This is a genomic window from Micromonospora sp. NPDC049275 (genome assembly GCF_043197115.1).
In the GTDB taxonomy this organism is placed as follows: domain Bacteria; phylum Actinomycetota; class Actinomycetes; order Mycobacteriales; family Micromonosporaceae; genus Micromonospora.
On record NZ_JBICSN010000005.1, the window covers coordinates 72,304 to 84,534 of the forward strand.

Here is a 12,231-nt window from a genome sequence, read left to right on the forward strand (position 1 = left end):
AGATCCCGTGGTCACGCTGGTCCTGCCCCGGCTCGTCGACGTCTCCGCCGCGTCCCGCCGGTCGGCGTCGGTGGTCGAGCGCAACGTCGCCGCGCTGAAGTCGGTCTACTGGCTGCTGCTGCTCTCCGGCATCGTGGAGCCGCTGCTCTATCTGTTCTCCATCGGCGTGGGCGTCGGGACGCTCGTGGGTGACCTGCCGCTGCCCGACGGGCGGCTGGTGTCGTACGCCGGGTTCGTGGCGCCGGCGATGCTGGCCTCCTCCGCGATGACCGGGGCGCTCTCCGAGACGACATTCAACTTCTTCGGCAAGATGAAGTACATGAAGCTGTACGACGGGATGATCGCCACCCCGGTACGGCCGTTCGAGATCGCCCTCGGTGAGCTGGGCTGGGCGATGCTGCGGGGCAGCGCCTACTCGGCCGCGTTCCTCGGCGTGATGATCGCCATGGATCTGACAAGCGTCGTCCACGCCCTGACCACCCTGCCGGCCGCAGTGCTGGTCGGGTTCGCGTTCGGGGCGCTCGGTATGGCGATCTCCACCTTCATGCGCAGCTGGCAGGATTTCGACCTGGTGGCCTCCGCGCAGTTCACCCTGTTCCTCTTCTCCGGCACCTTCGTGCCGGCGCAGGCATACCCGACTCTGCTGCACTGGCTGGTCGAGGTCACCCCGCTGTACCGGGCGGTGCACCTGGTCCGTGGCATCGCGCTGGGCGCCGGGGGTTGGCTCTGGCTTCTCGACGTGCTCTACCTGCTGGCGATGCTGGCGGCCGGCCTGCTGGTGGCGTCGCGGCGGATGGGCAGGTTGCTCTACCCGTAGGGGTTATCCGCCGCCGTTCGCGGGGCATGTCCTCCGAACGACACCGCCGACACCGCCGGCGGTGACACCGTCACCGCCGACACCGGCGGCGACACCGACACCGACGGCGGCGACACCGGCGGCGACGACGGCGGCGACACCGACGACGGCGACACCCGACGAAGAGGAGGGGCGATGGCCTCCGACGAGACTTCCGCCCACCGCGAGCGCGAACGTGGGCGCAGCGAACCGGTCGGGCCCGAGGCGGGGCCGGACAGCCCCACCGATCTTCCCGGCAGCGGGTGGAAGGCGGCGCTGCGCCGCACGGTCACCGAGTTCCAGGACGACAACCTGACCGACTGGGCGGCGGCGCTCACCTACTACGGGGTGCTGTCCATCTTCCCCGGGCTGCTGGTGCTGATCTCGATCCTCGGCCTGCTCGGCACGAGCGCCACCGAGGGCGTCAAGGACACGGTCAGCCAGGCCGTGCCGAACGACAGCATCCGGGAGATCATCACTGCGGCGATCACCACGGCGGACAAGAACGGCGGCCTGGCCAGCGTCGCGGCGATCATCGGTGTGGTGGCCGCTTTCTGGTCCGCGTCCGGCTACATCGGCGCGTTCATGCGTGCGTCGAACAGCATCTACGACGTGCCCGAGGGCCGGCCGATCTGGAAGACGCTGCCGATCCGGCTCGGCGTGACAGCGGTGGTCGGGGTGCTCCTGCTGGCCAGTGCGGTGATCGTGGTCTTCACCGGCCGCCTCGCCGAGACGGTGGGGGACGTGGTCGGCCTCGGTTCGGCGGCGGTCACCGTGTGGGACATCGCCAAGTGGCCGGTGCTGCTTCTCCTGGTCAGCCTGATGTTCGCCATCCTCTACTGGGCCTCACCGAACGCCCGGCACGGCGGGTTCCGCTGGGTCAGCCCGGGCGGGGTACTGGCCGTGGTGATCTGGCTGGTGATCTCCGGCCTCTTCGCCCTCTACGTGAGCAACTTCAGCTCGTACGACAAGACGTACGGCGCGCTGGCCGGCGTGATCATCTTTCTGGTGTGGCTCTGGCTGAGCAATATCGCGATCCTGTTGGGCGCCGAGTTCGATGCCGAGTTGGAGCGCGGGCGGGCCATCTCGGCCGGCCACTCGGTCGACGACGAGCCGTACGTCGAGCTGCGCGACGACCGCAAGCTCAAGAAGAAGAGGAACTCGGCCGGCGGTCGTTGACCGCACGAAACCGCCCCGCCAGCGAAGATGCGCTGACGGGGCGGTTTCGTGTGCGTCGATGGAACTGCCCGCGAGCACACGCGGGCACGTCGTAATCCTTTTCTTGATCAACTAGTAGCTTTTGCTCTTACGGACAAAAGTTGCCACCGGAACGGTTGAAGCTCTGGACAGGCGGTGCGCAACGCTCCTACTGTGTCGGACACAACACCTCGGCGTTGCGTCGATGTGAACGAGTTCGATGAAGAGGTGAATTCCCGGTGCGGACGGTCGAGCCCCTGCACGTCCGATTGTTGCGGTTGCTCCGCGACGAGGGGGCCGTGTCCCGGGCCGAGTTGGGCGACCGCCTCCAGATGCCCCGCCCGCGCCTGCTGGCCGAGCTGGATCGCCTGGTCGCACTGGGTTACGTCGCCGAGGCTGGGCTCGCCGCGTCCCGGGGCGGCCGTCGCTCCACTCTGGTCGAGCTGAACCCGAAGCTGCGCTTCGCGGCCGTCGATCTGGGCGCCAGCTCGATGGACGTCGAGGTGGTGAACGGTCGTCTCGAACCGGTGGCCCACTACGCCGAGCCGGCCGACATCCGCAATGGACCGAAGGTGACCCTGCAACGGGTCAACGAGCTGCTGCACAAGGCCCGGGTCGACGGCGCGTACGAGCGGTTGGACGCGGTGGGCATCGGCGTACCCGGCCCGGTCAGCTTCCGCGACGGCGTCCCGGTCTCACCGCCGATCATGCCGGGCTGGGACCGGTTCCCGGTCCGCGAGCTGCTCAGCCGCGAGCACGGCTGCCCGGCGGTGGTCGACAACGACGTCAACATCATGGCGATCGGTGAACGCCACGGCGGGGTCGCCCACTCGGTGGACGACTTCCTCTTCGTGAAGATCGGCACCGGCATCGGCTGCGGCATCTACCTGACCGGCGACGTCTACCGCGGCACCGACGGCTGCGCCGGGGACATCGGCCACATCCAGGTCGACGCGCACGGGCCGATGTGCTCCTGCGGAAACGTCGGATGTCTGGAGGCGTTGTTCAGTGGCGCCGCGCTGGCCAAGGACGCGACCGCTGCCGCCCGCAGCGGATCGTCGCCGGCGCTTGCCGAGCGGATGAGCCTGCGCGGCGCGGTGACCGCCCTGGACGTCGCCGAGGGCGCGGTCGAGGGCGACGTGACCTGTATCCAGCTGATCCGTGACGGCGGACGGCGGGTCGGCGGCGTCCTCGCCGGCCTGGTGAGCTTCACCAACCCGTCGATGATCGTGATCGGCGGTGGGCTGGCCCAGCTCGGGCACATCCTGCTCGCCGAGATCCGCAGCGTGGTCTACCGCCGGTCGCTTCCGCTGGCCACCGGCAACCTGCCCGTCGTGCTGTCCGAGCTGGGCGGACGGGCCGGCGTCGCCGGCGCGGCCGTGCTCGCCAGCGACGTCGCCTTCGGCGAGGCCTCATGAACCTGCGGTCGTCAGGCGCCAAACCCAACCTGAGCGAGGAGGAGACCGTGGCCCAGCCCGAGGAGAACGCCGCCGTCGCCGGGGCGTCGCTGGTCGAGGCCCCCGCGGACACCGTCGCCGGCGAGGTGGTCCTGCGCCTCACCGACGTGGTCAAGACCTTCCCCGGCGTACGCGCCCTGGACGGGGTGCAGTTGGAGGTGCGTGCCGGCGAGGTGCACTGCCTGCTCGGGCAGAACGGCGCCGGCAAGTCCACCCTGATCAAGGTGCTGGCGGGGGTGCACCAGCCGGATTCCGGCGAGGTCGAGTGGCGCGGCGAGCCGACCACCTTCGCCAACCCGCAGGCCGCCATGCGTGCCGGCATCGCCACCATCTACCAGGAGCTGGACCTCGTCGAGGACCTGTCGGTGGGGGAGAACGCGTTCCTCGGCCACGAGCCGCGCCGGCTGGGCTTCGTCCGCCGCGGGCAAATGGTCCGACGAACCCGGCAGATCCTCGGTCGGCTCGGTCACGGCGAGATCCACCCCAAGCGGATGGTCCGCGCGCTGCCGGCGGCCGGCAAGCAGATCGTGAGCATGGCCCGGGCGCTGTCACACGAGGCGCGACTGATCATCATGGACGAGCCGAGCGCGGTGCTGGCGCACGACGAGGTGGGCAACCTGTTCCGGATCATCCGGGAGCTGACCGCCCAGGGCATCGCCGTCATCTACATCTCCCACCGCCTGGAGGAGATCCGCGAGATCGGCGACCGGGTCACCGTACTCAAGGACGGCCGGACCACGGCGGCGAACCTGCCGGCGCGCGACACCCCGACCCGCGACCTGGTCAGCCGGATGACCGGCCGCAGCATCGAGTACGTCTTCCCGGAGCGCCCGGCGGCCGGCCCGGCCGGCGCGGAGCTGCTCCAGGTCGAGGGGTTGACCCGGGCTGGCGAGTTCGCCGACGTGTCGCTCGATGTCCGGGCCGGTGAGATCGTCGGCATCGCCGGGCTGGTCGGCTCCGGCCGATCCGAGCTGCTCGAGACGATCTACGGCGCACGCCGAGCCGACTCGGGCACCATCCGGATGGCCGGCCGGGCGCTGGGCACGGGCGTCGGAGCGGCGGTCCGGGCCGGTATGGGCATGGCGCCGGAGGAGCGCAAGAGCCAGGCGCTGCTGCTCGGCGAGCCGATCTACCGCAACGTCACCCTCTCCACCTTCAGCAGGTACGCCCGGTTCGGCTTCACGAACGTGGCGGCCGAGCAGGCCGAGGCGAACCGGATCGCCGCCGATCTCGAACTGCGCCCGCGCGACGTCCGCCGCCCGGTGCGCACCCTCTCCGGCGGCAACCAGCAGAAGGTCGTGGTGGGGCGGTGGCTCCTCGGTGACACCAAACTGCTGATCCTGGACGAGCCGACCCGAGGCGTGGACATCGGTGCCCGCGCCGAGCTGTACCAGGTGATCCGGGGCCTGGCCGCCCAGGGCGTCGGGGTCCTGCTGGTCTCCAGCGAGGTGCCCGAGGTGCTCGGTCTCGCCGACCGGGTGCTGGTGATGCGGGAGGGCCGGGTGGTCCGCGAGGCCCCGGCCGGCGAACTCGACGAGAACACTGTGCTCGACCTCGTGATGGCGGGGTCCCTGATGGAAGGCGCACCGGCATGAGCGACGCGACTCCCACCCCCACGGCGACCCCGGAGCGCCCGCAGCTGCCGGCGCAGTCGCCGCCTGTGGATCCCGCCGAGACGGCGGCGGCCAGCGAGGCGGCGACGACGAGCAACCGGCTCTCGTGGTGGCGGGGTGACAGCGGCGAAGGCGCCCGCCGTAACCTCGGCCTCATCGGGGTGCTGGTGGTCCTGGTCATCATCGGCGCGATGACCCGGTGGGACCTCTACTCCAACCCGGAGTGGGTGTGGGGCAACACCCTCACCATCCTCAAGCTGGCGTCGGTGGTCGGCGTGGTCACCGTCGGAATGACCTTCGTCATCATCGGCGGCGGCATCGACCTGTCGGTAGGCGCGATCCTCGCGCTCTCCGCGGTCTGGGCCACCACCGTCGCCACGCAGAGCTACGGCGCCGGCGGCATGATCTTCACCGCGCTTGTCGTCGGGCTGTCGGTCGGCGTGGTCAACGGAATCCTCATCTCGTACGGCCGGCTGGTGCCGTTCATCGCCACCCTGGCGATGCTTGTGGCCGCCCGCGGTCTGGCGGCGGAGATCTCCAACAAGCAGACCCAGCTGTCCAACAACACCTTCATCAACAACCTCGCCAGCGAGAAGGTGCTCGGCATCCCGCTGCTGGTCTACATCCTCGCCGCCGTGGTCGCGGCCGGTTGGGTGCTGCTCAACCGCACCACCTTCGGCCGGCGCACGGTCGCCGTCGGAGGCAACCCGGAGGCGGCCCGGCTGGCCGGCATCAACGTCCGGCGGCACACCCTGCTGCTCTACGCGCTGTCCGGCCTCTGCTGCGGCATCGCCGCCATCATGCTCACCGCCCAGGCCAACTCGGCCCAGGCGGCGACGGCAAACCTCTACGAGCTGGACGCGATCGCCGCCGCGATCATCGGTGGCACGCTGCTCAGCGGCGGGCGGGGCACGATCATCGGTTCCCTGCTCGGCGTGATCATCTTCTCGACGATCACCAATCTCTTCGCCATCAACGGCCTCTCCAGTGAGGCCCAGAACATGGTCAAGGGCGGCATCATCGTGGCGGCCGTCCTGGTCCAGCAGGTGCAGTTCCGCAGCATCACCCAGTTCCTGGGCCGTAACCGGCTCACCAGCAGCTGATCCACCCCCGCAACCGCATCACCTTGCCGCACCAGCACAGGGTCACCCGAGCATCGACGGTGACCGGATACCACGCACCCTTCACTCATCCCACCACCTGCGAACACAGGAGGTCGTCATGACCCAGCACAGTCCCGACCTGTCGCGCCGCCGAATGCTCTTCGGCGGGGTCGCGGTCGGCGCCGGCGTACTGCTGGCCGGTTGCACCAGCAACGAGTCGTCGCCCACCACCGCGCAGACCAAGGCTGCGGCGACCGGCGTCAACAACGAGCCCGGCAAGAAGGTGGTCATCGGCTTCTCCGCCCCCGCCGACGACCACGGCTGGATCGCCGCCATCACCAACAACGCCAAGGCGCAGGCCAGCGCGTACCCCGACGTGGAGCTCAAGCCCGTCGCGGCGGGCGCGGACCCGGCGGCCCAGCGGGCGGCGCTGTCCACCCTGGTGTCGCAGAAGCCCGACGTCATCGTGGTGCTGCCGCACGACGGCAAGGAACTCAACGCGTTCGGCCTGGAGGCCATGACCGCCGGCATCCCGGTGATCAACCTGGACCGTGCCTTCCCCGACGCCCGGGCCTACCGCCTGCAGATCAAGGGCGACAACTACGGCATGGGCGTCGCCGCTGCGACGTACATCATCGCCCAGCTCAAGGCCAAGGGCGTCAGCAACCCGGTCATCGGTGAGATCCCGGGCATCGACGCGCTGGAGCTGACCCAGGAGCGGACGAAGGGCTTCAACGACACGCTCGCCGCGAGCGGCTTCAAGGTCGCCAACCGGCGGCCGGCGGAGTTCACCGTCGACTCCGGCCAGCAGGCCGCGACCGGGCTGTTCCAGGCGCTGCCGAAGATCGACGCGATCTGGAACCACGACGACGACCAGGGCGTCGGCGTGATGGCCGCGATCAACCAGTCCGGCCGCAAGGAGTTCTTCATGGTCGGCGGCGCCGGCTCGAAGAAGGCGATGGAGGACATCCAGGCGGACAACACCGTGCTGAAGGCCACCGTCACCTACAGCCCGTCGATGGCCTCCTCGGCCATCTCGCTCGCCCGCCTCATCGGCCAGGGCAAGGGCATGTCCGACCTGGTGGAACTCCAGGTGCCCAAGGAGATCGTGCTCGCCTCGGAGACGATCACGAAGGAGAACGCGAGCAACTACCTCAAGCTCGGGTTCTGACACACGGGGGGAGACCCACCTTGTCCACGACAGACAGAGAACTGCGGATCGGCATGGTCGGTTACGCGTTCATGGGCGCCGCGCACTCACAGGCGTGGCGCACCGTGAACCGCGTGTACGACCTGCCGGCACGGGCCAGGATGGCGCTGATCTGCGGCCGCGACACACCGAAGGTGGCCGAGGCCGCCGACCGGCTCGGCTGGGACGCGTACACGACGGACTGGCGTGACCTGATCAACCGGGACGACATCGACGTGGTCGACGTCTGCACGCCGGGCGACAGCCACGCCGAGATCGCCCTCGCCGCACTGGCCGCCGGCAAGCACGTCCTGTGCGAGAAGCCGCTTGCCAACACGGTGGCGGAGGCACGGGCGATGACCGCCGCGGCGGAAACCGCCCGCGCCGCCGGGGTGCGATCGATGTGCGGGTTCAACTACCGCCGGGTCCCCGCGGTCACGATGATGCGCCAGATGGTCGCCGAAGGACGCCTCGGAGTAATCCGGCACGTCCGGGCGGTCTACCTGCAGGACTGGATCGTGGATCCGCAGTTCCCGCTGGTCTGGCGGTTGCAGAAGGACAGGGCGGGCTCCGGCGCGCTCGGTGACATCGGTGCCCACATCATCGACCTGACGCAGTTCGTCGTCGGCCAGCAGATCACCGGCGTCAGCGCGATCACCGAGACGTTCGTGAAGGAGCGGCCGCTGCCCGCCGAGTCGAGCGGTCTGGCCGCCACCGTGGACGGCGGCTCTGCGCCCACCGGGCCGGTCACCGTCGACGACGCCGCGATCTTCGTGGCGCGGCTCGACGGCGGCGCTCTGGCCACGTACGAGGCGAGCCGCTTCGCCACGGGCCGCAAGAACGCCCTGCGAGTCGAGATCAACGGCTCACTGGGCACCGTGGTCTTCGACCTGGAGCGCCTCAACGAGCTGGAGTTCTACGACGCCACCCGGCCCACCCTGGAGCAGGGCTTCAGCCGGATCCTGGTGACCGAGGGCGACCACCCGTACATGTCGGCGTGGTGGCCGCCCGGCCACCTCATCGGCTACGAGCACTCCTTCACCCACCAGATGCGCGATCTCATCGAGGCGATCGCCACCGGCACCGACCCGGCGCCCTCCTTCGCCGACGCGTTGCAGGTCCAGCTCGTGCTGGACGCGGTGACCCGTTCGGCGGATGTCGGATCCTCCTGGACCGACGTGGAACCGGCGCTCACCGCGGTGGCCGTCTGACCTTCTGACCATCCGCGACGGCGGTGCTCGCGCCGCCGTCGCCCGACAGGCTTTCCGGAGCCGACCGGCGAGGGACCGACAGCGGTTTGCGCCCCGCGGTCGGGACGAGGTCGGTTCCGGGAAGTGTGCGGCCGGGCCACGTGGCCCGGTGGCGCACGATCAGGACGGTCGTCCGGTGCGACCGGACCGGGATTCCCCGGCCGCACCGGAGGACCGCCACCACCTGAGACGTCCGGTCGGGGCACGCCAACGCCCCGACCGGCGGATGCGGGGGAGGCAGGGTCGAGACGCCGACCGACCCTGCCTGCCAGCCCCGTCTGCCCGCACCCGTACCGGGAGCCGGTCCGTCGTCGTCGCCGCCGACGCCGACGCCGGATCCGGTGTCGTTCCGGTACGGGTCGGGCGGGCGGGGCACCATCCTGCAAGGCCGTAGCTTTTCGAAAAATATTCTGATATTCCTATATTTAAGTACGACGACTCTTCAACTACTCCGACGGTTCCTCCTGGACGGGAAGGAGCACCATGCGAACGGGTGTCTGGCTGGTAGGAGCACGCGGTTCGGTCGCGACCACCAGCATCGTCGGAGGGCTCGCGCTGCGGGCCGGTCTGGCCGGACCGACCGGCTGCGTCACCGAACTGCCGGATCTGCGCGGTCCCGCCCTCCCGTCCTTCGCGGACCTGGTCTTCGGTGGCCACGACGTGGCCACCACCCCGTTGAGCAAGCGCGCGGAGGCACTCGCCGACACCGGTGTGATACCCGGTCGGCTGGTCGCCGCGCTCCCCGACGAGCTGGCCGCCGTCGAGCAGGAGCTGCGGCCGGCACCGCTCGGCGGCACCCAGGCCGACCGGGTCGCGACAGTCGTGGACGACCTCACCTCCTTCCGCACGCGCCACCTGCTGGACCGCGTGGTCGTGGTAAACGTCTCGGCCACCGAACCCGCACCTCGACCGCACCCCGGGCACGCCGACCCGGCCGCGCTGCGCGCCGCCCTCACCGGCCCGGACGAGGTGCTGCCGCCCAGCTCCCTGTACGCGTACGCGGCACTGCTGGCCGACTGCCCGTACGTCGACTTCACCCCGTCGACCGGGCTGCGGCTGCCGGCGCTGGCCGCGCTCGCCGACGAGCTGCGCCTGCCGTACGCCGGGCACGACGGCAAGACCGGTGAGACCCTGGTCAAGTCGGTGCTCGCGCCGATGTTCGCGATGCGCAACCTCGCCGTGCGCTCCTGGTCCGGGATGAACCTGCTCGGCGGCGGCGACGGCGCCACCCTCGCCGACCCGGCCGCCAACGCGGCAAAGGTGCAGAGCAAGCAGCGCGTGCTCGGCGAGACGCTCGGCTACGTCCCGCAGGGCAACACCCGCATCGAGTACGTCGAGGAGCTGGGTGACTTCAAGACCGCCTGGGATCTGATCACGTTCGCCGGCTTCCTCGGCACCGGGATGCGGATGGAGTTCACCTGGCACGGCTGCGACTCCGCGCTTGCCGCGCCGCTGGTGCTCGACCTGGCCCGGCTCACCGCTGCCTCGCACGCCGCCGGGCACGTGGGGCCGCTTGCCGACCTGGGCTTCTTCTTCAAGGACCCGCTCGGCACGCCCACCCATTCGCTTGCCGAGCAGTGGGCCCGGCTGACCGACTTCACCAAGCGGTTGCACGCCGGCCTGGAGGGTGGCCATGACCACGCTGGCTGACGTTGCCGAGCTGGTCCGCGCGCCGGCCGCGCTCTCCGTCCCCGGTGACGTGGTCGCCGGCGCGGCGGCGGCCGGCGCATTGAGCCCGCGTACCCCCGCTCTCGCCGGCGCGTCGGTGCTGCTCTACTGGGCCGGCATGGCCGCCAACGACTGGGCCGACAGGCGGTTGGACGCCGTCGAACGCCCCGAGCGGCCGATCCCCAGCGGCCGCGTCACCCCGGCCGCCGCGCTGGGCCTCGCGGCCGGCCTCACCGCCGCGGGCGTGGGCCTGGCCGCCGCCGTGGGCGGTCGCCGCGCCGCCGCGCTCGCGGTGCCCCTGGCCGCCACCATCTGGGGGTACGACCTGCTGGCCAAGAACACCGCCGCCGGCCCCGCCGTGATGGCCGCCTGCCGAGGGCTGGACGTGCTGCTGGGCGCATCCGGCGGCAACCTGGTGCGGGCGCTCCCCTCGGCGGCGACCGTGGCGGCCCACACCTGGACGGTCACCACGCTGTCCCGGCGCGAGGTCACCGGAGCGGACGCGGCCCTGCCGATGCGAACACTCGTCGGCACCGCGGTGGTCGCCGCCAGCGCCGCCGTCGCCGTCCCCGGCGCCCGTCGTGCTGACGTCCCGGGCGTTCGCGACGCTGACGTTGCCGCCGCCGAAGCCGGAGGGGTCGACGAGCGGGCCGTCGTGGGCTCGGGCCGGTCCCGGTCGGCCGGGGTCGCCGCCGCGCTGCCCGCGTTGCTGGCCGGGTGGTACGCCGCCCGCTACGGCGCGGCCCAGGCCCAGGTCGTCCGCGACCCCTCGGCCGGGAAGGTTCGCGCGGCTGTCGGCGCGGGAATCACCGGGCTGCCCGCCCTGCAGGGAGCGCTCACCGCACGTGGCGGCGCCGGCCTGCTCGGGCTGGCCGTCGCGGCGGCGGCGCCGCTGGGTCGCCGGCTGGCTCGGAAGGTCTCCCCGACATGACCGTGCCCCGGCCCCGACCCGCGCCGTCGGGCGGCGACGCGACGACGCTGCGCCTCGGGTACGGCACGAACGGCTTCGCCAACCACCGGCTCGACGACGCGCTCGCCGTCATCGCGGACCTCGGCTATGACGGCGTGGCGCTCACCCTGGACCACGATCACCTGGACCCGTTCGTACCCGGGCTCACCCGCCGGATCGCGGCTGTCGGTCGACGGCTGGACGCGCTCGGCCTGGGGCTCGTGATCGAGACCGGGGCCCGCTATCTGCTCGACCCGTGGCACAAGCACGCGCCGACGCTGCTGCACGACGATCCCACCCGGCGGATCGAGTTCCTGCGTCGGGCGGTGCGGATCGGCGCTGACCTGGGCGCGGAGGCGGTGTCGTTCTGGGCCGGTGTGCGACCCGCGACGGTGACACCGCAGTGCGCCTGGGACCGGCTGGTCGCCGGCTGTGCCAGCGTGCTCGACGCCGCCGACAGCGCGGGTGTCACCCTCGGCTTCGAGCCGGAGCCGGGAATGCTTGTCGAGAGCATCACCGACTGGCGTCGACTGCACGCGGCACTCGGGGCTCCGGCCCGCTTCGGCATCACCCTCGACATCGGCCACTGCCGGTGCCTGGAGCCGTGGCCGGTGCCGCAGTGCGTCGCCGAGGTGGCCGATCACCTGGTCAACGTGCAGATCGACGACATGCGTCGGGGCGTGCACGAGCACCTGGAGTTCGGCACCGGCGAGATCGACTTCCCGCCGGTGCTGGCGGCCCTGGCCGAGGCCGGCTACCGCGGGCTGGTCGCCGTCGAGCTGCCCCGCGACTCGCACGCCGCACCGGCGGTAGCGGCGCGATCGATCGCGTTCCTGCGTTCCGCCGCCGCGACCGCGTCGGCGGGCCGCACCGATGACGGGGTACCCGCCGGCGTCCCTTGCTCTGCTTCAACTGACGCAGCAGAACCGGCCACCAACCGTCGCGTGGAGTGAAGCAGAGCAAAGGACGC

Annotated in this window: 10 protein-coding genes; all 10 read left to right on the forward strand. The window is 71.1% G+C overall.

From position 1 onward, the window contains the following. Window positions 1-7 precede the first annotated feature (7 nt). The 10 genes from ACGFIE_RS17620 to ACGFIE_RS17665 all read left to right on the forward strand — a co-directional run bounded on the left by ACGFIE_RS17620 (window position 8) and on the right by ACGFIE_RS17665 (window position 12,214). A complete protein-coding gene (locus ACGFIE_RS17620; RefSeq protein WP_363683580.1) occupies window positions 8-817 on the forward strand; it encodes an ABC transporter permease in 810 nt (269 codons plus the stop codon). Between the two features lie 174 nt (window positions 818-991). Continuing rightward, window positions 992-2,014, forward strand: a complete 1,023-nt coding sequence (locus tag ACGFIE_RS17625) for a YihY/virulence factor BrkB family protein (RefSeq protein ID WP_393295806.1) — start codon at window positions 992-994, stop codon at window positions 2,012-2,014. 257 nt (window positions 2,015-2,271) lie between these two features. Then, complete coding sequence (locus ACGFIE_RS17630; RefSeq protein WP_363683577.1) at window positions 2,272-3,450, forward strand: ROK family protein; 1,179 nt, start codon at window positions 2,272-2,274, stop codon at window positions 3,448-3,450. Next, a complete protein-coding gene (locus tag ACGFIE_RS17635) occupies window positions 3,447-5,084 on the forward strand; it encodes a sugar ABC transporter ATP-binding protein (RefSeq protein WP_393295808.1) in 1,638 nt (545 codons plus the stop codon). Before ACGFIE_RS17630 ends, ACGFIE_RS17635 begins: the two co-directional genes overlap by 4 nt. After that, entirely contained in the window at window positions 5,081-6,205 is a 1,125-nt protein-coding gene (locus ACGFIE_RS17640) for an ABC transporter permease (RefSeq protein ID WP_393295810.1), read from the forward strand. Before ACGFIE_RS17635 ends, ACGFIE_RS17640 begins: the two co-directional genes overlap by 4 nt. Window positions 6,206-6,323: 118 nt before the next feature. Further along, on the forward strand, window positions 6,324-7,376 hold the full coding sequence (locus tag ACGFIE_RS17645; RefSeq protein ID WP_363683571.1) for a substrate-binding domain-containing protein: 1,053 nt from the start codon (window positions 6,324-6,326) through the stop codon (window positions 7,374-7,376). A gap of 53 nt (window positions 7,377-7,429) precedes the next feature. Further along, on the forward strand, window positions 7,430-8,605 hold the full coding sequence (locus ACGFIE_RS17650) for a Gfo/Idh/MocA family protein (protein WP_393296387.1): 1,176 nt from the start codon (window positions 7,430-7,432) through the stop codon (window positions 8,603-8,605). Between the two features lie 522 nt (window positions 8,606-9,127). Further along, a complete protein-coding gene (locus ACGFIE_RS17655) occupies window positions 9,128-10,294 on the forward strand; it encodes an inositol-3-phosphate synthase (protein WP_393295812.1) in 1,167 nt (388 codons plus the stop codon). Further along, complete coding sequence (locus ACGFIE_RS17660) at window positions 10,278-11,243, forward strand: SCO3242 family prenyltransferase (protein WP_393295814.1); 966 nt, start codon at window positions 10,278-10,280, stop codon at window positions 11,241-11,243. Before ACGFIE_RS17655 ends, ACGFIE_RS17660 begins: the two co-directional genes overlap by 17 nt. Then, window positions 11,240-12,214: a sugar phosphate isomerase/epimerase family protein gene (locus ACGFIE_RS17665; protein WP_393295816.1), complete on the forward strand. Its 975-nt coding sequence runs from the start codon at window positions 11,240-11,242 to the stop codon at window positions 12,212-12,214. Before ACGFIE_RS17660 ends, ACGFIE_RS17665 begins: the two co-directional genes overlap by 4 nt. The last annotated feature ends 17 nt before the right edge of the window (window positions 12,215-12,231 follow it).